At 57.4% G+C, this 18,894-nt stretch carries 16 protein-coding genes and 1 pseudogene; 10 read left to right on the top strand and 7 right to left on the bottom strand.

Going from position 1 to position 18,894, the window contains the following annotated elements; all coding sequences use genetic code 11:
- Positions 1–3 precede the first annotated feature (3 nt).
- Genes cydX through cydC form a run of 3 tightly spaced genes read left to right on the top strand, consistent with a single transcriptional unit; the run spans position 4 to position 3,555 of the window.
- The gene (gene cydX / locus YERSI8AC_RS19005) at positions 4–123 is read left to right on the top strand and encodes a cytochrome bd-I oxidase subunit CydX (protein WP_053856982.1); all 120 of its coding nucleotides are present in this window, start codon (positions 4–6) and stop codon (positions 121–123) included.
- Positions 107–1,822 (top strand): thiol reductant ABC exporter subunit CydD, encoded by a 1,716-nt coding sequence (gene cydD / locus YERSI8AC_RS19000; protein ID WP_236557352.1) that lies wholly within the window; start codon positions 107–109, stop codon positions 1,820–1,822. Before cydX ends, cydD begins: the two co-directional genes overlap by 17 nt.
- Entirely contained in the window at positions 1,810–3,555 is a 1,746-nt protein-coding gene (gene cydC / locus YERSI8AC_RS18995; RefSeq protein WP_159177313.1) for a thiol reductant ABC exporter subunit CydC, read from the top strand. The genes cydD and cydC overlap by 13 nt, the downstream gene beginning before the upstream one ends.
- Positions 3,556–3,645: 90 nt before the next feature.
- On the opposite strand, the gene YERSI8AC_RS18990 is transcribed toward cydC, so the two are convergent.
- On the bottom strand, positions 3,646–4,671 hold the full coding sequence (locus tag YERSI8AC_RS18990) for a Fe(3+) ABC transporter substrate-binding protein (protein ID WP_159177312.1): 1,026 nt from the start codon (positions 4,669–4,671) through the stop codon (positions 3,646–3,648).
- Positions 4,672–4,914: 243 nt separating this feature from the next.
- Here YERSI8AC_RS18990 and YERSI8AC_RS18985 point away from each other — a divergent pair, with 243 nt between their 5' ends.
- Positions 4,915–6,033: an ABC transporter ATP-binding protein gene (locus YERSI8AC_RS18985; RefSeq protein ID WP_039860811.1), complete on the top strand. Its 1,119-nt coding sequence runs from the start codon at positions 4,915–4,917 to the stop codon at positions 6,031–6,033.
- A gap of 24 nt (positions 6,034–6,057) precedes the next feature.
- Here the strand turns inward: YERSI8AC_RS18985 and YERSI8AC_RS18980 are convergent, their stop codons facing one another.
- The 4 genes from YERSI8AC_RS18980 to dctP all read right to left on the bottom strand — a co-directional run bounded on the left by YERSI8AC_RS18980 (position 6,058) and on the right by dctP (position 10,960).
- On the bottom strand, positions 6,058–7,743 hold the full coding sequence (locus YERSI8AC_RS18980; RefSeq protein WP_022522063.1) for an ABC transporter permease: 1,686 nt from the start codon (positions 7,741–7,743) through the stop codon (positions 6,058–6,060).
- A 210-nt stretch (positions 7,744–7,953) separates the two neighbouring features.
- Positions 7,954–9,291 (bottom strand): TRAP transporter large permease, encoded by a 1,338-nt coding sequence (locus tag YERSI8AC_RS18975; protein ID WP_009288578.1) that lies wholly within the window; start codon positions 9,289–9,291, stop codon positions 7,954–7,956.
- Entirely contained in the window at positions 9,288–9,791 is a 504-nt protein-coding gene (locus YERSI8AC_RS18970; RefSeq protein ID WP_138799844.1) for a TRAP transporter small permease subunit, read from the bottom strand. Before YERSI8AC_RS18970 ends, YERSI8AC_RS18975 begins: the two co-directional genes overlap by 4 nt.
- A gap of 65 nt (positions 9,792–9,856) precedes the next feature.
- Entirely contained in the window at positions 9,857–10,960 is a 1,104-nt protein-coding gene (dctP, locus tag YERSI8AC_RS18965) for a TRAP transporter substrate-binding protein DctP (RefSeq protein ID WP_009288576.1), read from the bottom strand.
- 436 nt (positions 10,961–11,396) lie between these two features.
- On the opposite strand from dctP, the gene YERSI8AC_RS18960 reads away from it, so the two are divergent.
- The 3 genes and pseudogenes from YERSI8AC_RS18960 to YERSI8AC_RS18950 all read left to right on the top strand — a co-directional run.
- Positions 11,397–13,484, top strand: coding sequence for a tRNA(Met) cytidine acetyltransferase TmcA (locus tag YERSI8AC_RS18960; RefSeq protein ID WP_201304280.1), 2,088 nt, complete (start codon positions 11,397–11,399; stop codon positions 13,482–13,484).
- Positions 13,485–13,511: 27 nt separating this feature from the next.
- The gene (locus YERSI8AC_RS18955) at positions 13,512–14,978 is read left to right on the top strand and encodes an aminoacyl-histidine dipeptidase (RefSeq protein ID WP_159177310.1); all 1,467 of its coding nucleotides are present in this window, start codon (positions 13,512–13,514) and stop codon (positions 14,976–14,978) included.
- Between the two features lie 161 nt (positions 14,979–15,139).
- A pseudogene (locus tag YERSI8AC_RS18950) lies at positions 15,140–15,232 on the top strand (IS3 family transposase); the annotation flags it as partial.
- Between the two features lie 67 nt (positions 15,233–15,299).
- On the opposite strand, the gene YERSI8AC_RS18945 reads toward YERSI8AC_RS18950, so the two are convergent.
- Both YERSI8AC_RS18945 and YERSI8AC_RS18940 read right to left on the bottom strand, forming a co-directional pair.
- Positions 15,300–15,776, bottom strand: a complete 477-nt coding sequence (locus tag YERSI8AC_RS18945) for a Dps family protein (RefSeq protein WP_022522067.1) — start codon at positions 15,774–15,776, stop codon at positions 15,300–15,302.
- Positions 15,777–16,022: 246 nt separating this feature from the next.
- Positions 16,023–17,156: a glycerate kinase gene (locus YERSI8AC_RS18940; protein WP_159177309.1), complete on the bottom strand. Its 1,134-nt coding sequence runs from the start codon at positions 17,154–17,156 to the stop codon at positions 16,023–16,025.
- 140 nt (positions 17,157–17,296) lie between these two features.
- Between YERSI8AC_RS18940 and YERSI8AC_RS18935 the strand changes: the two genes are divergently transcribed.
- Genes YERSI8AC_RS18935 through YERSI8AC_RS18925 form a run of 3 tightly spaced genes read left to right on the top strand, consistent with a single transcriptional unit; the run spans position 17,297 to position 18,869 of the window.
- Positions 17,297–17,857 carry a hypothetical protein gene (locus tag YERSI8AC_RS18935; protein WP_022522069.1) on the top strand — a complete coding sequence of 187 codons (561 nt, stop codon included), beginning with the start codon at positions 17,297–17,299 and terminating at the stop codon, positions 17,855–17,857.
- Positions 17,854–18,213, top strand: a complete 360-nt coding sequence (locus YERSI8AC_RS18930) for a hypothetical protein (RefSeq protein WP_159177308.1) — start codon at positions 17,854–17,856, stop codon at positions 18,211–18,213. Before YERSI8AC_RS18935 ends, YERSI8AC_RS18930 begins: the two co-directional genes overlap by 4 nt.
- On the top strand, positions 18,210–18,869 hold the full coding sequence (locus tag YERSI8AC_RS18925; RefSeq protein WP_159177307.1) for a DUF1007 family protein: 660 nt from the start codon (positions 18,210–18,212) through the stop codon (positions 18,867–18,869). The genes YERSI8AC_RS18930 and YERSI8AC_RS18925 overlap by 4 nt, the downstream gene beginning before the upstream one ends.
- Positions 18,870–18,894 lie beyond the last annotated feature (25 nt).

Genomic DNA, 18,894 nt, shown 5'->3' with positions numbered 1-18,894 from the left:
CGTATGTGGTATTTCGCCTGGATTTTGGGTGTCACGCTGGCGGCTGCCGTCAGCATTCTTAACGCCATGTGGCTTGAAGTGAATGGCTATGAAGGCGAATCCGAGCATGAGCGGAGCGACTGAAGCCAATGACCCGCGGCATCGGCTGAACCGCTGCCTTGCCCAACAACGCTGGTGGTTGCGGGGCGCCACGCTGCTAGCGATGATCGGCGTGGTATTGCTGATTGCCCAGAGTTGGCTGTTGGCCACTATTTTTCACCATTGGTTACTGCTTTGGCAGGGTAGGGAGTCGCCGGGCCATCCGACGGTTTGGCTAGCAGGGCTGGCCATTAGCATGGTGCTACGCCCTTTTCTCCACGCTGGCCGGGAGTGGCTGTCTCGTCAGGCCAGCCTGCGTGCTCGTGACGCCTTACGCAGCCAGTTATTAACGCAGCTTGGCCACCTTGGGCCGGTTAGGCGCCAATTTGGCAGTGATGGCGCCTTGGCCACTCAGGTGCTGGAGCAGGTGGATGCCTTGGACGGCTACGTTAGCCGCTATCGGGTACAGAGCTTGCTGGCGGTGCTAGTGCCCTGCCTGATAGCGGCGGTGGTAGCGCTGCACAGCCCCTTGGCCGCGGGATTGATGCTAATGACCGCGCCGTTGGTGCCATTGTTTATGATCCTGGTGGGACGTGCGGCTGCGGGTGCCAGTCAGCAGCAGTTCGTCGCCCTGGCGCGTATGGGGGGCCGCTTCCTCGACCTGGTTCGTGGGATGGCGACGCTACAGCGCATGGGAGCAACTGACCAAGCAGAGACCAAGGTCGCCCAGGCGAGTGACGCCTACCGTGGACGTACTATGCGGGTGCTTAGACTTGCCTTTCTATCCAGCGCGGTGCTGGAGTTTTTTGCCGCGCTGGCGATTGCCTTGGTGGCGCTTTATCTCGGCTTAGGGCTGCTTGGCCTTTTGCCCTGGGCGAAAGCGGAGGTGCCGGTACCCTATCAGGGGGCGCTGTTTATTTTACTGCTGGCGCCCGAGTTCTATGCGCCGCTTCGCCAATTGGGCACTGACTATCATGCCCGGGCGGAAGCAATCGGTGCCATGCAGGCGCTGATGCCTCTGCTGGAAGCTGACACTTGGCAGCCTCAAGAGGCACCGCTACCCCCGGTAGCGAGAAACGTCGAGTCTTTCACCGTGGAGTGTAGCGAGCTGAGTGTTCGGGGTGAAGGCGGTCGGCTTCGTCTGGCGCCGCTTAACCTCACGCTGGCTGCGGGCGAAAGGGTGTTGGTGCAGGGCGAAAGCGGAGTGGGCAAGTCGAGCCTTTTGCATGCGTTGTTGGGATTTAGCGCTTACCAGGGCAGCCTGAAGGCGAAGGGTTGCGAACTTGCCCGGTGGTCCCGCGCCACCTGGCAACGCCAGCTTGGCTACCTTAGTCAGCAACCACCGATCCAGTCCGGCAGCATTGCAGATAACCTGCGTTTGGCGGCCCCGGATAAAACAGATCAAGAGCTTATTGAGGTTCTGACCCTGGTTGGCCTGTGGCCGATTCTGCTTCGCGGTAATGGGCTTGCCACGCAGCTGGGCGAGCGCGGACAGGGGCTATCCGGTGGCCAGCTGCAACGTTTGGGATTGGCGCAGTTGCTGCTTCGCGATGCAGCGCTATGGCTATTCGATGAGCCCACGGCCCACCTTGATCCGGATGCCGCCTGGCAACTCAATGCATTGATCGGAAAGCTTAGCCGTGGGCGTAGCGTGCTTATCGTCAGTCACGAGTCGGCGGGGCTGGAGTGGGTCGATCGGCAAATTGAGCTGTCATCGAAAGAGGTCATGACATGCTGCGATTAAACAAGACCCCCTCTGTAGAAAAACCTCCCACTATCCGGCTGCGTGATTTGCTGTTGCTTCGGCGTGGCGGCTGGTCGCTGGCGTTCTTGCTAGGCGCCGCCACGCTGCTGGCTGTGATTGGCTTGCTGGCTATCTCGGGTTGGTTTATTACCGCGGCGGCGGTTGCCGGTACGATGACGGCGACCGCCTTCGGTTTCGACTATTTTCGCCCCGCAGCGCTGATTCGTCTGTGCGCCATTGTACGCACGGCCGGGCGCTACGGTGAACGCCTAGCGTCCCATGATGCCGCGCTAGGATTGCTGAAGGATCTGCGTTGTCGATTGTTCATGGCATTGGGGAAAAAGCCATTATTGCAGGCGGCTTCCAGTCCTTCTCACCACGGTACGGCCAACGCTATGCATCGCCTTGTGACCGATATAGACCAGCTTGATCAGGTGGTATTGCGGGCGCTCCTGCCCTGGGGCTGGGCCGGGCTAATGGTGGTGGTTGTCATGGCAGGACTTTACTGGCTGAGTGGCACCCTGATGTGGGCTGCTTTGCCGGGAGTGCTGTTAGCCTGGCTGGGGTTGCCGTTACTGGCGTTATGGCGTGGTATTGATCAGGCACGCCAGAGGGCCGAACTTGCTGAGCGTCGTCGGGTGGCACTGATTGAGCCCTTGGCAGCCATTACCTCATTAGTGCTGTGGGGGCGATGGCCAGAGATGGCCCAACGAGTGAAAAAATGGGACGCCGACTACTTGGCGCATCAGGAGGGCCAGCAACTGCTTGCCAGCCTGACCACCGCGTTGCAGCAGGTGGCGCTGGGAGCTGCCATCGTTAGTGTGCTATGGCAGGCAGAAGCGCTGTTAGCGGCCAGCCATTTGACGGTGCCAATGCTGTTAGCCGCCGTCTTGGCGATCCTGGCATTAGGGGAAATATTGGCACCACTGACCCATAGTTTTCTTGCCTTGGGCGCGAGCCTTGCCGCACGGAATCGCCTCAATGCCCTGTCGGAAGGGACGCCGAGGGCGCAAGCCGCTATTGAGGAGGTTGAAATCACACCGCCCAGCTGGCAGCTAAATGTCAGCCAATTAACAGCACGCCTGCCTGGAGCATTGGTGGGGCCGCAACGTATCAACCTGGCGTTGAAGAGCGGTGAAATACTCTGTTTACGTGGCCCCTCGGGGTGTGGCAAATCGACCTTGTTGCAGGTATTGGCCGGCGAGTTGCTGCCGCTGTCCGGGGAGTGTTGCCTTAATGGTTATCCCATTGAGCAGTGGTCAATGCACAACGCCGTCGGCTATCTGCCCCAACAGTGGGATTTGTTTGACATGAGTCTGGCGGAAAATCTACGCCTTGGTGCCCGTCATGCCGGTGATAGTGAGCTGTGGAGCGTTCTTGATGATTTGGCGCTAGGCACCTGGGCGCGAGGGTTGCCCCAGGGGCTTGAGACACCTTTGGGCGAGTATGGAGCAGCCGTCTCTGGAGGTCAGGCGAGACGTATCGCCCTGGGACGCGTGCTGCTGGCGCGACGGCCCATTCTGCTGCTCGACGAGCCGTTAGCCGGGCTTGACGCGGTAACTCGGCGTCATGTAGTCACCAGCCTTGGGCGCCGCGCACAGCATGGGATTCTGGTTATTTCCAGCCACGTGCCATTAGAGCTGCCTGAAAGTCAGGTGTGTACCCTCTATATGCAGGAAGATGGTCGTCCCCGGCGCTTTCCGCCAGTGCCAGCATGTTTAGAAGCGCTATAACGCAAAACACCCGCAGTTGCGGGTGTTTCTAGCCTCTACTTAGGTGATTTTTGCCTAGCGAGGTTCTTCCTTCAATGCGGGCAGGGGGGCTTAACGCCAGCCGACGCGATCAAAAATGCGGATCGCTTCAGGGTTGTTCTCACCCAGTACGCTGATGTTCACGTCATCCGTTTTGAAGTTGCCCCAGGATTCCAGCACCGGGTCTTTCTTGATGCCGTCAACTACCGGGAACTCATTGTTGCCGGAGGCGAAAATTTCCTGAGCAGTGTCGGAAGACAGGTATTCGAGGAAGCGAATGGCGTTTTCGCGGTTAGGCGCACCTTCCACCACACCGGCACCGCCAACGTTCACGTGAGTGCCGCGGTCACCCTGGTTGGGAAAAATAATCCCCACTTTGCGAGCCGCTTCACGCTCGGCGTCGTCGTCGGATTTTAGCAGGCGAACATAGTAGTAGTGGTTAGCCACAGCGATGTCACACTCGCCGCTGGCCACGCCCAGAATCTGGTCGGTATCACCACCTTCCGGATCCCGCGCCATGTTATTGACCACGCCCTGGGCCCACTCTTCAGCACCCTCTTCACCGTGGTGCTCGATCATTGCGGCCAGCAGCGACTGGTTGTAAATGTTGTTGGAAGAGCGAATGCACACCTTGCCTTCAAACTGCGGGTTGGCAAGGTCTTCGTAGCTAGTGATCTGGCTCGGATCGAAGTTTTCGCGATTATAGAAAATAACCCGGGCGCGTTGACTAAAGCCGAACCACAGGCCGTCAGGGTGGCGCATGGCCTCGGGCAGGCGCTCGTTGAGAACGTCCGACTCGACGCTTTGGAAGATGCCTTCATCTTCAGCGCGCCAGAGGCGGCCAGCATCGACGGTGAGCATGATGTCTGCAGGGCTGGCCACGCCTTCGCGCTGAATGCGCTCGATCAGTTGATCGGAGTCGCCTTCAAGGATGTTGACTTCGATGCCTGTCTCTTCGGTGAACGCATCGTAGAGGCGTTCGTCAGAGTCATAGTGGCGTGCGGAGTAAAGGTTGAGCTCGTCTGCCGCGACCTGACCGGCAAACGTAGCGCCCACCATCATCGCTGCCATCGGAGCAACAAAGCGTACGGTTTTCATCAAGCACATCCTTATTTATTGAATGATAATAAGTTACATTATTAACATTGTTATTGAAGCGTTTCGTATGCCTTCAGTCAAGAGTAAATGCCTACCCAAAAGGTGGTACGTGCATATCGGGGCAATTAAAAATAGAATGCAAACAACTTTCAAATGTACTGAATCCGCGTTTAGTCTTTTAGAGGTGCGGTTTGCTCACCTGGAAAGTGCTATTCAGACAGTGCTAATTAATAGCGGTGATTTATGACGGCAACTCTAAAGGTAACTGAAAGAAGGGCTGCTGAAGCAGCGCCTGGCTCTTCGGCGTTAACCCTGCGTAATGTACGCCACGCTTATGATGGCCATACGGTCGTCAAAGGGGTGGACTTAAGCGTTGCTCCAGGTGAGGTGGTCTGCCTATTGGGGCCCTCTGGTTGTGGCAAAACAACGCTGCTGCGTATCGCTGCGGGCCTTGAAGTGCTGCAAGAGGGCAACGTTTACTTAGAGGATATTTATATTGCAGGCCCGGGCCAGCGTCACGTGCCGCCGGAGAAACGCAATGTCGGGCTGGCGTTTCAAGACTCGGCACTTTTCCCCCACTTAACCGTTTTGGAAAATGTCACCTTTGGACTTAAACATTTAGCTTCTCGCGAGCGTCGGGAGCGGGCGGCCAAACTGCTTGAGCAGTTGGGTATGGCTGCGTATATCGATGTTTACCCGCATATGCTTTCAGGGGGGCAGCAGCAGCGGGTGGCCCTGGCACGGGCGCTGGCGCCATCTCCGCGCTTAATGCTGTTGGATGAACCGTTTTCAAGCCTTGATGCGCGGCTGCGAGACCGAATCCGCGACGATACGCTGCACGTGCTTAAAAAAGTCGGCGCGGCGACGTTGCTGGTGACCCATGACCCCGAAGAGGCCATGTTTATGGCCGATCGCATCGCGCTAATGCGGGATGGCCGGATCGTGCAAACGGGAACGCCGCGAGAGCTTTACTGCTCACCTCAAGACCCTTTTGTCGTGACCTTTTTTGGCGACGTCAATGAACTACAGGGCAAGGTGCATAACGGCGCGGTTAACACGCCCGTGGGGCGGGTGCCGGCCGGTGGGCTAGCGGAAGGCAGCGACGCCCAGGTCATGATTCGCCCTGAGGCGCTGCGTATTGTTGAGCGTGAACTGCCTGCGGATGAGCACCGCCATAGCCATGTGGTAATGGCGAAGCTGCTGGGGCGCACCAGCCTGCTACACCTGTGTGCCCATGGTGGAAACGGCCTTGAGGCCCACCTGCACGCCCGCGTACCTGGGGTGTTTTTACCCGCGGAGGGGCAGCCGGTGGATATCCACCTCGACCTTTCACAGGTATTTGTTTTTCCCCTTGTGGCCTAGCAATTAGTGCTTGGCATTTAGCTTTTACGACTGAGCGCCGGGACGTGAGCGGCGCATGGCCATGCTAAGCAGAATGACCGGCAGGATGCCCACTACCACAATTGCCAATGACGAGGTCGATGCTTCGGCCAATCGCTCGTCAGAGGCGAGATTATGCGCCCGCACGGCCAGGGTGTCGAAGTTGAAGGGGCGCAGAATAATCGTCGCGGGCAGTTCCTTCATGACGTCAACGAAGACCAAAATTCCCGCCGCCAACAGGCTGCTGCGCATCATTGGTGTATGAATATGGCGCAGCGTGCCCCCCGCCGTTTGACCCAGGGTGCGCGAGGCGGCATCCATGCTGGGGGTCACTTTGCCTAAGCTCGCCTCAACGGCATTGAACGAGACAGCTAAAAAGCGCACGACGTAGGCGTATAGCAAAATAAACGCCGACCCACTGAAGACCAGGCCAACGATGTAGCCATAGTGATTATTCAGCCAGGTGTTGAGGGCGTTATCCAACCAGGCAAACGGAATCAGAATACCCACCGCGACTACTGAACCGGGAATCGCGTAGCCCATAGAGGCTACGCGAGAAGCCACCCGCGCAAACGTCGTATCGTGCATGCGTACGCCGTAGCTCAGCACAACGGCCAAGCCCACGGCGATTAGCGCAGCCACTGTTGCCAACCCCAGACTGTTCCAGGCGTAGCCAATAAATCGCGAGCCCCAGAGCGAATCGCCCCCTTGCAGGGCTAGATTGAGCAGAATGCCGCTGGGCAGTAAAAAACCCACCAGCACCGGCACCAAGCAGGCTAGTGTCGCCGCAGCAGCGCGCCAGCCGTGCAGCGCGTACTCGGGCAACTGCTGATAGCGATTGGTGGTGTGGAAGTAGCGGCGCTTACCCCGTGACCAGCGTTCCAGCAGCACTAGCACAATCACGAAGGTGAGCAGGCACGCCGCCAGCTGCGCCGCCGCTACTTGTTCACCCATGCCAAACCAGGTGCGGTAGATGCCGGTGGTAAAGGTATCCACGCCGAAGAACTGAACCGCCCCAAACTCGTTAAGTGTTTCCATCAGAACCAGCGATACCCCACCCACCAGCGCCGGGCGTGCCAACGGTACGGCGATACTGGCAAACAGTTTCCAGGGGCCGCGGCCAAGAGTGCGGCCCACATCCAACACGCAGACCGACTGCTCTAAAAACGAGGCGCGGGCCAGCAGGTAGACATAGGGGTAAAGCACCAGGGTAATCACCGTCGCGGCGCCACCAAGGGAGCGAATATTGGGAAAGTAGTAGTCGCCATACTCCCAGCCAAATGTCTCGCGTAGTAGGCTTTGTAACGGCCCAGCAAATTGGAGAAAGTCGGTGTAAGCGTAGGCGATAACGTAGGTGGGTACTGCTAACGGCAGCAGTAGCGCCCACTCGAATAGCCGCTTGCCGGGAAAGCGGCACATGACCACCAGCCAGGCCGTCCCGGTACCGATGATAAGCGTGCCGAGTCCTACGGTCACAACGAGCCAGAAGGTGTTGTTCAAATAACGGCCAAGTACGGTGCTGGCCAAGTGTTGCCAAACGCCATCGGTGGGCATTGCGATATGGGCAAATACCACCAGCACAGGCAGCGCCACTACGAATGCCACTGCTATCAGGGCAATCGACCAGGGGCTAGCGCGACGGCTAAGTGAAGAGGAGAAGGCGAATAGCCCGCGATAGCTGGATCTGAGCAAGCGAACACTCCTTGCCTTGACTAAAAGCAGTAATAGAAAGCCGGAAAGTAGCGCAGCACACTTAATGCGAAACTCAATACGAAATAGTGACGGGCGTGAATAGTAGCACTGGCGCTGCGCTGCTGCAGCTTTGCAGGCGGGTAGGTGGTGCAAAAAAGCCCGCCGAAGCGGGCCATAATGGTTGGACGTTAAGCTTTAAGTTCAGAGGGCCTAGTAACCGCCCAACAGCATTCTAGGCAGGCCGGTAATCAACCACGGGAAGAACGCCATTAGCGTACAGGCCAGCAGAATCAAGGCGACGAAAGGCACGACCGCTTTGTACAGATCGACGATTTCGACCCCAGGTGGTGCCACGCCTTTTAAGTAGAACAGCGCATAGCCAAAGGGCGGGGTCAGGAACGATGTCTGCAGTACTACCGCCACCATCACCACGAACCAGAGCATATCCACGCCCATGGTTTCGACGATGGGCAGCATGATCGGGAAGCTCAGTAGTACGATGCCGGTCCAATCCAGGAACATGCCCAGGATAAATACCAGGAACAGCATCAGGATCAGTGCCCCAATGGTGCCGCCAGGCATTGCCAGCACAAGGTCGCTAATCACGGTCATGCCGCCACCACGCGAGAACACACCGGTAAAGGCCGTGGCACCGACGAGTACCAGCATGACCATGGTGGTGGTCTTGCCCGCCTCTATCATCGTCCAGAAGCAGGTGCTGATTTTGCGGTCGCCGAAGATCATAAACAGGATAAAGGCGATAAAGACGCCGATAGCGGATGCTTCAGTGGCGGTGGCGACGCCGGTAAATAACGCGCCCAGCACGCCCAGGATCAACGACATGGGGGGAAGCACATACTTGGCCAGCATGATCAGCAGTTGTTTAGTGCTGACTTCGGCGCGTTCTTCGGCTGGTACCTTAGGGCCATAGTGCGGTTTGATGTAGCAGATGATCAGTACGTAGAGTGCATACATGACCCCAAGTAGCAGGCCGGGAATCAGCGCGCCAGCAAACAGTGCGCCCACGGAAACCGGTGAGTAGCTGGCCATCAGAATGAGCATGATGCTGGGCGGAATCAAGATGCCTAAGCAGCCGCTGGCCATAATAACGCCTGCGCTCAGCTCTTTGTTGTAGCCATACTTGAGCATCGGCACCAGAGCAATCATGCCCATTACCGCAATTGAAGCGCCAACAATACCGGTGGTAGCCGCTAGCAGCACCGACACAATGACCACGGTAAGCGCCAAGCCACCGCGCAGGTTGGCCAGCAATAGGCGCATGGCGTCAAACATCTTCTCAGTAACACCAGAGTCGTTTAAGAACCTCGCCATCAATATGAATAGCGGTATCGCGACCAGGACATAGTTATCCATGGCGTTACCGAAAATATTGTTGATCAGGGTGCCGAGAATGCGCTCGCCGGGGCCAAGAAAGGCACCGATAACGGCTACACCGCCTAGCACAAACGCCAACGGGTGGCCCATAAACAGCCCCACCATCAGGCCGCCAAACATCACCAGCGTGAGTACTTCAGGACTTAGGTTCATGCTGATGCCTCCTCACGAAGCTGCATGATGGCACGCAGCACAATGGCAATTGCCTGCAGCAGAATCAGGATAGCGGCGACCACAATCACCCCTTTGATCGGGTAGACCGGGATTGAGACCATGCCATAGGTGGTTTCACCGCGGCTCCAGGCGCGTTCAAAGAAGCTCCAGCCCAGGGTGATCAGCATCCAGATAAAGGGGACAAAGAAAATCAGGTAACCAAGCACTTCAAGCACCGCTTGCTTTTTGCGCGACAGCAGACGTTTTAATATATCGACTTCCACGTGGGCATGATGTTTGAGCCCATAGGCCGCCATTAGCATAAAGTGGGCGCCAAACAGCATTTTGGTCACGTCAAATGCCCAGTCGCTAGGGCGCCCAAACAGAAAACGTGACGCAATGTCATAAAGAACAATCAGGGTAATGATGGCAATCAATGGAGCGATGACACGCCCAAAAGCTTCATTGATGGCATCGATCGCCTTGGCAATCGCATTCATGGAAGATCTCCGCGGTCAGCACAAAAAAACCGCCCTGGCAAACACCAAGGCGGCACAGAAGCGCCTTACAGGCAGGCTTCGATCTCTTCCAGTGAGGGCAGGTTATCCATCACGCGACTCATGTTGAAAGGAGCGGAAACATCGCGCCAGGTTGCGTAGTGCTCAAGGTAGGCAATCATCGACTGGTAGACTTTAGCGTGGTCAGCAGATTCGCAAGCACCGCGCAGAATCACTTCGTTGGTGACTTCCTGAATGCGCGCCAAATCTTCTTCAGAGAACTGATTGATCGTGACGCCTGCGTCGATGAACTTCTGTGTGGCTTCGGTCGACTGGCGCTCAGACCAGGCTAGTGACCATGCCATGGTGGCATCCGCCGCAATACGCAGAGTCTCTTGGGTCTCTTCTGAGAGGGCGTCCCAGGCGTCTTTATTGATCATTACGCCAAATACGCTGGCAGACTGGTGCCAACCGGGGGTTGCCCAGTAGTCCGCCACTTCGGCAAAACCGGCATTGAAATCAACGCCAGGGGTGGAGAATTCACCCGCATCGATAACGCCGCGTTCAATGGCTTGGTAGACTTCACCACCCGCCAGAGTGACTTGCGAGCCGCCCAGCTCTTCGAGTACGCGGCCCTGGTCGCGGCCCGAAAGGCGCAGACGCTTGCCTTCCAGGTCGGCAATGCTTTCAATCGGGGTGCGGCCCATAAAGCCCGACTCATTGTTGGTAATGCCGTAAGGCAGATAAACCATGTTGAACTGGCCGTAGATCTCTTCGTACAGCTCGCGGCCGCCCCACTGCTGGATCCAGTTAAGGTAATCAACGCCATTAAACAGGCTGGTGGTCGTGGCCAGTGGTGAAAAAGCGGGGTTCAAGCCGGCCCAATAGCCCGGCCAGTCGCCTGCGGCTTCAATGCTGCCCGTTTCGGTGGCGTCAAATACTTCTGTGCCGGGCATCAGCGTACCGCCTGCGCGGAAATTGATCTGTAGCTCTTCTCCCGCCAATTGATTGACCAGTTCCACCCAGTGCTGGTCAATCTTGATCAGGTCAAGGTTTTCCGGCCAGGTGCTGGTCATTGTCCACTCTTCTTGTGCTTGGGCGGTGGTCGTTAAGGCAGCGAAGGCAATACCAGCGGCAAGGCCGGTGAGGGCAAATTTGTTCATTGTTTTCATGATGTATTTCCTGGTTTGGCGCGTGGCGTTATTAGTGTTGGGTACCTGGATGCAGGAAAGTGCAGCGCTGCTGGGTTACGTTTACGTAAACATGGGTTTTAGCGCTGCAGAGCTAAATTAGCACAACAACCCCGCTGCAGTGCAATATCAGTAATGTAAGAGATTTCAGCCGTTGGTTTTCATGGGAAAACCCTGTTGGTTTAATTAAAACAAATAGTTATGTTGTTTTTTCGGCGTCGGGATGAGTAGTTGCGTCGCTCAAGAACGTTGAAAGGAGTTAAATTATTCAACCAAAGTTGTAAGCATAAGGTGCTCCATAAGAGGCTTAGCGGCACACTTACACACTTAATAGGGTAACGTGATGGGAAGCAGTCGCGCTGGAGCAGGAAATCATTTGTTAAATATCCATGTGCTAGAAAATAAACCGCAAGCGCGGATGGTGGCGGCGTTGGTTCATCATGCGCAGCGTTTGGCCCGCCGCCGCTGGCGCCAGCTTGTGTGGCTAAGCGGCGATGCCGAGCAGTGCCAATCCCTTGCGCAGGCTTTATGGCAAGCCCACCCCTGGAGTGCGCCGTTATGGGTGGGGAGCGAACACCTTTCGCCACGCAAGGCGCGCACGCGCCTGGGCGCAGAGCACCAATTGGTAGTGCTCGACACCCACAGCACCGGGTTTGATCCCGAAGCCTTGGGGGCGCTGGCGGGAACGCTCACCGCCGGTGGTTTGCTGGTATTGCTCACCCCGCAGCCGTGGGGAGAGTCACCAGATCCAGACTACGCACGTTTTGCTGATCATCCCTGGCACTGGTCAGAGCTGAGCTGCCACTACCTGGCGCGCTTGGCGCGTCAGTTGCAGGCCTCGCCTCAGGTAGTGCGCTGGCGCGCTGACCAGACGCTGTATCTACCTCGACTGCCTGTGCGCAAAGCAGATGAAGCCGCAAGTGGCGATAGCGACTGCCTGACCTCAGACCAAGCCTACGCAGTGACACAGCTGGTTGGCTTAAAGCGCCGCCGCCCGTTGGTAATAACCGCTGATCGTGGGCGCGGCAAAAGCGCCGCGCTGGGCATTGCTTGTGCTCGGCTGCTGACCCACAAAGCCCAACGAGTAGTGCTCACCGCGCCGCGGCTGAGTGCGGTGGAGAGCGTGTTCGAGCGGGTAGCGGCACTCTGCCCGGACGGCCGTCGTGTCGCTACCGGCCACTTTGTGTTGGCCGAGGGCAGCGAACTGATTTTTTTACCCCCGGATGTGCTCACCGAGCAGGTTAACGCTCAGCAGCAGGGCGGTGATGGCAGTTATCTAATGGTCGATGAGGCGGCGGCGATTCCCGCTGCACTGTTGGGCCAGTGGCTCGCGGTCTTTCCGCGTATTGCTTTTGCCACCACGGTGCACGGCTATGAGGGGTCGGGAAGAGGCTTCGCCTTGCGCTTTCGCGCGACCCTTGATCGCCTGACGCCCCAGTGGAAAGCGCTAACGCTTAACGCACCGATCCGCTGGCGCAGCGGCGACCCGTTGGAAGCTCTGGTCAATCAACTGCTGTTGTTAAAAGCACCGCTGCCCAGCGCTCAGACGGATGGCAGCGCAGTGGCAACCAAGGTGATTGATCGAGCTCGCCTCGCCCATCAAGACGCTATGTTGGAGAAGCTGTTTGGGCTGCTGGTACAGTCGCACTACCGCACCTCTCCCAATGACCTGCGCCAACTGCTTGACAGCCCGGGTGCTCAGCTACGCATGATTGAGCAGGCAGGTGAACCTCAAGCGGTGTTGGTCACCCGTGAAGAGGGCGGCTTTGAGGCCACTCTTGCCGACCGGGTCGCCCGCGGTGAACGACGTCCCCAGGGGCATTTGTTGGCGCAATCGTTGGCAACCCATGCCGGTAGCCGTGAGGCATTGACTGCCCGCTGGCGTCGAGTGGTACGTATCGCTACCCACCCCGAGCGACGGCGCCAGGGCTTGGGCCAAGCGTTGCTAGGTGAAGATATGGCCGCTGCCAAACAGCAAGGTGCCGCACTTTATGGCGCGACCTTCGGCGCTGAAGCGTCACTGCTGCGCTTTTGGCTGGCGCTGGGTTTTACGCCGGTACGCTTAGGGATTACTCGGGAGACATCCACCGGGGAGTTCGCTGTCATGGTGGCTAAAGCGTTGAATTCAGAGGGCGAGGCGGTGCTTGCTGATCTTAGTGAGCGCTTCCAGACGGCGCTCCCAGCTCTGCTGGCTTTTGAACTCAAGGCGCTACCCGCAGCAGTGCTCGTAGTGCTGCTCGCTCAAATGCCAAGCATGCCACTGAGTGGCCGCGAGTGGCAGGATATCGAGGACGTAGCGACCGCCCATCGCGACCCCGCTCTTGCCCGCTCGGCTCTGCAAGCCTTGGCCCGCGTAGCCAGCCACCGCGCTTTAACTGAGACACAACAGCAGGCACATCAACAATTATCTGCCTGGGCGTTCCAAAATATCGCTCTGGCGGATGCTCATAACGACGCAGTGAAATCCCTGCGCCTCGCTGTCAACAGCCTCATTGAGGTAAAGTAGATCGGTTACCGATAACGAAGAGTCTTTATGAACGCACATCTTGACGCGCTTGAGCCCTCCTTGGTTTGGCGCCACTTTCGAACGCTTTGTAATACGCCGCGCCCCTCTGGGCATGAGGCGGCACTCGTCGCTACCCTCGAAAGCTGGGCCGATGCCCAAGGCCTCGCCCACGACCGGGATACCTTCGGTAATTTACGCCTGCTTAAGCCAGCCTCTCCCGGCTGCGAACAGGCGCCCGGCGTGGTACTCCAGGGCCACCTGGACATGGTGGCCCAGGCCAACAGCGATCATGCTCACGACTTTACCCGCGACCCGATCAGTACCTATGTGGCCGACGGCTGGCTGCACGCCGATGGCACCACTTTGGGCGCAGACAACGGATTGGGCGTGGCGGCGATTCTCGCCGTGCTGGAAGACCCTGATTTACGCCACGGGCCGTTGGAAGCGCTATTCACCTTGGAAGAAGAGACCTCCATGGGCGGCGCTCTGAACCTGGCTGAAAATTGGCTCGAAGGTTCGCTGCTACTCAACCTGGATAGCGAAGATCGGGGGCAGGTCTATATTGGCTGTGCGGGCGGGGCCGACGTTGAAGTCGATGCCCAACTGCCCAGTGCCGCCGCTGGCGACCACGAACGGGTGATCGAAATCGTCTTGACCGGCCTGAAGGGTGGCCACTCCGGCGCGGATATCCATAAGCCGCTGGGTAACGCCAACCGGTTGTTGGTTAGAGTGCTGCGCTCCCTTGAGGCGTTTGATGCGCGCTTGATTAGCTACCAAGGCGGCACCTTGCGCAATGCGATTCCCCGGGAAGCCTTTGCCCAGGTGGCACTGCCCGCCGATGAAGTGGATGCAGCCATGGTGTCTATCGCCGGGCTGGAAACGATTCTGTTAAGAGAGTTAGGCAGTGGCGACAGCGGCCTTAAAATTAGCGCCCAACGTCTGACTGAGATACCCGACGCGGAGCCGCTAACCTTGGACGCCAGCGTTATGCTGCTGGCCGCGCTTCACGCTGCCCCCTGTGGCGTCGAGCGGATGAGCGCGGATGTGCCAGGCGTAGTGGAAACCTCCAATAACCTGGGCGTGCTAAGCCTGGAAAATGGCCGGTTACATCTCTGCGCACTGGTACGCTCACTCCACGACAGTGCGGTGGTGGCCATGGGGGATCGCTTTCAAGCGCTGTTTGGATTGATCGGCGCACGGGTAAAAGTTGAGAACAGCTACCCAGGTTGGGCGCCGAATCCGAATGGCGAGCTTCTAGCGACCTTTAAAGCCCGCCATGCGGCGCTGCTGGGCCGTGAGCCGGAGGTGAAGGTGATTCATGCGGGGCTCGAGTGTGGCATTCTTGGCGGCAAATACCCGCATTTGGATATGATCTCTTTTGGCCCGCTGATTCGCGGCGCCCATTCGCCGGATGAGCGGGTGGAGATCGCCTCTGTGGAGGAGTTTTGGTCAATGCTGCGGGCGCTGATCGAAGATCTTGCTGGACAGCGCTAGTTCTCCTACGCAAATACAAAAACGGCACCTAGATGAACTGCACCCCAAAAGTTGGACGCTCATCCAACGATTGGGGTGTTTTTCATGACGAAACATAATGAAGCGTTCAAGTTACTAGTAGTGCAACGCTACGCAGAAGGACAGCAGGGTTACAAGAGTCGCACTATATCCATTACTACAATCACGAGCGGATTAAGACCAAATTAAAAGGCCTGAGTCCGGTGCAGTACCGAAATCAGGCCTTGGCTGCTTAGTTTTTCACTGTCCAAGTTTATGGGGTCAGTTCATAGACGATGCCGTTCTTACATCAAAAGATGACGCTTACTTGCTTAAATAGGCGTTGAGCATCCAGATGGTTTTTTCCTGCTCGCGGATGTAGTCACCGGCTTGTGCGGCGGTGCCTTCATCGTCGGCGTCAGAGGCTAGCGACAGCAGTTCACGCTGCAGCTCAATGATTGTTTGGTACCCTTTGAGCACGCCTTTGACGCAGGTGTTACCGTCGTGAACGTCTTTATCTTCCTGAATGCGCGATAGCGTTACGTAGTCGCTGTAAGCGTGTACCGGCTTGTGGCCCAGGGTCAGGATACGTTCGGCAACTTCGTCTACTTTGGTCAGCAGGTCGGTGTAAAACTCTTCAAACTTGGCGTGCAGTTCAAAAAAATCGTTACCACGAACATTCCAGTGGTAGCCGCGCACGTTCATATAGAAAATTTGGTAGTTGGCCAGCAGGTGGTTGAGCTTTTCGGCGAGTTGACTAGCGCTACCTTCGTGTAGGCCAATGCTATTGGTATCAGTCATATCCTGCTTCCTCTTTATGCCGCAGTGTTTATGCCACAGTAGGCGGCGGTTGATGCGTGCTTTCAGAATAGGGTGTAACTGTAGCGATGCAAAACAAGTTTTTTGCATCGCGGCCATAGATCTTTGAAATAGAACTTTGAAATTAGCGCTTTGCCATTGGTGCTTCGACATTAAGCCACTTTCGTTACCCTTTGCTGATTTAATAGATGCTGGCGGCGAGAGCTTTTTTCAAGGTCTACATACATTTCAAGGTCTGTGTACCCACAGACGAAGCAGGCTTTCACAGCGCGCTTCCAGCAGTTTAGCGGTGCGCGGTAGTGCGTCAGCTAACGTCATGGGGCCATCGGCTAACGCGAAAGCGGCGGTGACGCCTTCATCAAAACAGGCTTGCCAACCATCGCCTAGGCTGCCCGCCAGCACGATGACGGGTTTGTGGAGACGTTTGGCAGCACGGGAAACGCCGATGGGCGTTTTACCCGACAGGCTCTGCCCATCCAAACGGCCTTCGCCGGTAATCACCAAGTCGGCACGGGCCAACAGCGAAGCCATGCCGGCCTGCTGTATAATCATCTCAATACCGGGCTTTAGCGTGGCATTTAAAAAAGCCTTGGCCGCAAACCCCATACCGCCCGCGGCCCCTACGCCCGGTAGCATTCGATAATCATCGCTTAATGCATGAGCGCTGATATCGGCGAAGTGACCCAGCGCACGATCCAACTGCTCGACCTCTTCAGGTGATGCTCCTTTTTGCGGGCCAAATACCGCGCTGGCACCGCGTTCGCCCAGCAGCGGGTTGTCCACATCAACGGCGGCTTCCAGGCTAAACTTGGCTAACCGCGGGTCTAGTCCATCGAGTTCTAAGCTAGCCAATTGGTTAAGCGCCGCGCCGCCGGGGGGAAGCGGTTCGCCGCTCTGATCTAAAAAGCGCGCGCCCAGTGCCTGCAGCATACCGGCGCCGCCGTCATTGGTGGCGCTGCCGCCAAGCAGCAACAGCGCTTTTTCTGCGCCTTGATCCAGTGCCGCCAGCAGTAGTTCACCCACCCCAAAGGTAGAGGTGTGTAGCGCATTACGCTCGTCGGCCGCTAAGTGCTGTAATCCGCTGGCTTCAGCCAGCTCAATAAACGCGGTACGCTGGTCGCTCAGCCAGCCCCAGGCTGCTTGACGAGGGCGACCCAGGGCATCTTGAACGTTTAGTTGGCGCCGCTCGGCACCAGTAGCAGCGATGAGTGCGTCTAGACTGCCTTCGCCGCCGTCCGCTAAAGGGCAGACTTGAACGTGCGCCTCAGGTGCAGCGCGCTGCACGCCCCGCGCCATGGCAGTTGCGGCGTCTTGGGCGCTTAGTGCATCTTTGAAGCTGTCGGGGCAAAGCAAAACATTCATTAGCACGATCTCCGCAAAACGGTGTCTTCAATACGGTGTCTTCATTACCCTACAATGCCAGTTAAGTATGACCACCTTTGGCGAGCTTAGCGCGCTAGCCTGCGCCAAACCAGCGGCCTCGCCCATTTAGAGGGACTAACATGAAGTCGATACCCATAAGCTTAACCTGTCTGCTGGTACTTGCTGGCTGCCAAGTGGTCCCTGACCGTCTGCCCCAAGCGGAACCAGCGCCAGCGGCTTCGTGCTATTTCCCCGCCACCCATGAGCGGGCGCTGGAAACCAGCGTTGAGGTGCTCACCGAGTGGGGGTTTACCCTGAACTCTACCGATACTTCCCTGGGCTTGATCAGCGCCAGCCGCGAACGGCCACTGCACGGCTATTATGATCCTTACGATGATGCCTACAGCTATGGGCGTGGAATGCGCCTGTTTGGTGGTGTGGGCATAGGCCGCGGTGGTTCCGGTGTCGGTTTTGGCATCGGGGGGATTGGTTATGGCGGTGGCGTGGGCCAGCAGCCGGTGGAGGTGGAGCGTGTATCGCTATTGGTGGACGACACGCATATACGTATATCCCGAGATATTCGCCGCTTCGATCACTGGGGTGATCTGCGTGAATCCTACAGTGCCAGCAACGACGATTTCTGTCAGCGCTTTCAAACCAGTTTTACGCAAACCGTCCCTGCGACCGGGAGGCCGTTATGAGAATGCGCCACTGGTTGTTAATCGGGCTACTGGGTGGATTGGTTGGCTGCGCGACGACAACGCCTTTGGAACCCCGTGAACTGGTTTATGCTACCTCTTCAGAGGAAACCTTCCGCGAAGCCGTGGAATTGATGGTGGAGCAGGGCTATGTGGTACGCCATGCGGATCTGTCATTGGGGCGCGCCGAGGCATCCCTTGCCCGCTGGCCGGAGTATCGCCTGCAATTGCAGGTAAGCGAAGAGGGCAGGGGCAGCCGCGTACGTGTTTCGGCGCTGAAGGGAAGTCAGCCCTTGCCGCCCTATTTGCTCGACCCTTGGCTTGTCGCCTTGCAACATAAATTAGGTGTCGCGCCATGAAGTGGGCGGGTACCGCAGTAGCCGTTTGCTTGGGTATGAGTAGCTTTGTGGTCAGCCCCGATGCCCGTGCCCACCCTCACGGCTGGATCGACCTGAGTGTGCGGGTCATCACCGATGATCAGGGCATGGTGAGTGGCCTGCATCAAACCTGGCGGATGGATCCCTTCTACAGCCTGGTCGTTTTTGAAGAACTACAGCAGGTGGAAAACGCCAGTCTAGAGGAGGGGCTGGATCAGCTTGGCAAAGAGATTCGCGATAATCTCGCCGCGCAGCACTATTTAACCGAAGTGAGTATTAATGGTGAACACCAGGCGTTGGGTGAGGTAAGCGAATATACCGCCATGGAGCGGGATGGGCGGCTTACCTTTATGTTTATCCTGCCGCTGGAAGCGTCCCAACCGCTGACAGATGCCATGCTTAGCTACCAAGTGTTTGACCCCACCTACTACATCGAAGTGGTGCACGAGGAGGAGGGTGGCCAGCCACGGGATGATGCACTGATACTTCACGGTGAGCCTGTCTGTGAGTTGTCTATTCTCCCTGCTGATCCCGACCCTGAGTTGGTGATGCAAGCGGCGCTGCTCGATAAAGATGAGAGTGGTGAGCCCGGCTTGGGGCGCTATTTTGCCGAAACCGGCCAAGTTGATTGTCGCTAGGCGCTGTTCGAAAACAGGCAGAGCC

The sequence above is a fragment of the Halomonas sp. 113 genome, assembly GCF_904067645.1.
GTDB classification, from domain to species: domain Bacteria; phylum Pseudomonadota; class Gammaproteobacteria; order Pseudomonadales; family Halomonadaceae; genus Vreelandella; species Vreelandella titanicae.
Note: the sequence above shows the minus strand (reverse complement) of the source record. Positions and strands in the feature narration are given on the sequence as shown.

What these genes read in the sequence shown, in the direction of transcription:
- cydX (WP_053856982.1), top strand. Translation starts at nt 4, where the DNA reads ATGTGGTATTTCGCCTGGATTTTGGGTGTCACGCTGGCGGCTGCCGTC.
- cydD (WP_236557352.1), top strand. Translation starts at nt 107, where the DNA reads ATGAGCGGAGCGACTGAAGCCAATGACCCGCGGCATCGGCTGAACCGC.
- cydC (WP_159177313.1), top strand. Translation starts at nt 1,810, where the DNA reads ATGCTGCGATTAAACAAGACCCCCTCTGTAGAAAAACCTCCCACTATC.
- YERSI8AC_RS18990 (WP_159177312.1), bottom strand. Translation starts at nt 4,671, where the DNA reads ATGAAAACCGTACGCTTTGTTGCTCCGATGGCAGCGATGATGGTGGGC.
- YERSI8AC_RS18985 (WP_039860811.1), top strand. Translation starts at nt 4,915, where the DNA reads ATGACGGCAACTCTAAAGGTAACTGAAAGAAGGGCTGCTGAAGCAGCG.
- YERSI8AC_RS18975 (WP_009288578.1), bottom strand. Translation starts at nt 9,291, where the DNA reads ATGAACCTAAGTCCTGAAGTACTCACGCTGGTGATGTTTGGCGGCCTG.
- YERSI8AC_RS18970 (WP_138799844.1), bottom strand. Translation starts at nt 9,791, where the DNA reads ATGAATGCGATTGCCAAGGCGATCGATGCCATCAATGAAGCTTTTGGG.
- dctP (WP_009288576.1), bottom strand. Translation starts at nt 10,960, where the DNA reads ATGAAAACAATGAACAAATTTGCCCTCACCGGCCTTGCCGCTGGTATT.
- YERSI8AC_RS18960 (WP_201304280.1), top strand. Translation starts at nt 11,397, where the DNA reads ATGGTGGCGGCGTTGGTTCATCATGCGCAGCGTTTGGCCCGCCGCCGC.
- YERSI8AC_RS18955 (WP_159177310.1), top strand. Translation starts at nt 13,512, where the DNA reads ATGAACGCACATCTTGACGCGCTTGAGCCCTCCTTGGTTTGGCGCCAC.
- YERSI8AC_RS18945 (WP_022522067.1), bottom strand. Translation starts at nt 15,776, where the DNA reads ATGACTGATACCAATAGCATTGGCCTACACGAAGGTAGCGCTAGTCAA.
- YERSI8AC_RS18940 (WP_159177309.1), bottom strand. Translation starts at nt 17,156, where the DNA reads ATGAATGTTTTGCTTTGCCCCGACAGCTTCAAAGATGCACTAAGCGCC.
- YERSI8AC_RS18935 (WP_022522069.1), top strand. Translation starts at nt 17,297, where the DNA reads ATGAAGTCGATACCCATAAGCTTAACCTGTCTGCTGGTACTTGCTGGC.
- YERSI8AC_RS18930 (WP_159177308.1), top strand. Translation starts at nt 17,854, where the DNA reads ATGAGAATGCGCCACTGGTTGTTAATCGGGCTACTGGGTGGATTGGTT.
- YERSI8AC_RS18925 (WP_159177307.1), top strand. Translation starts at nt 18,210, where the DNA reads ATGAAGTGGGCGGGTACCGCAGTAGCCGTTTGCTTGGGTATGAGTAGC.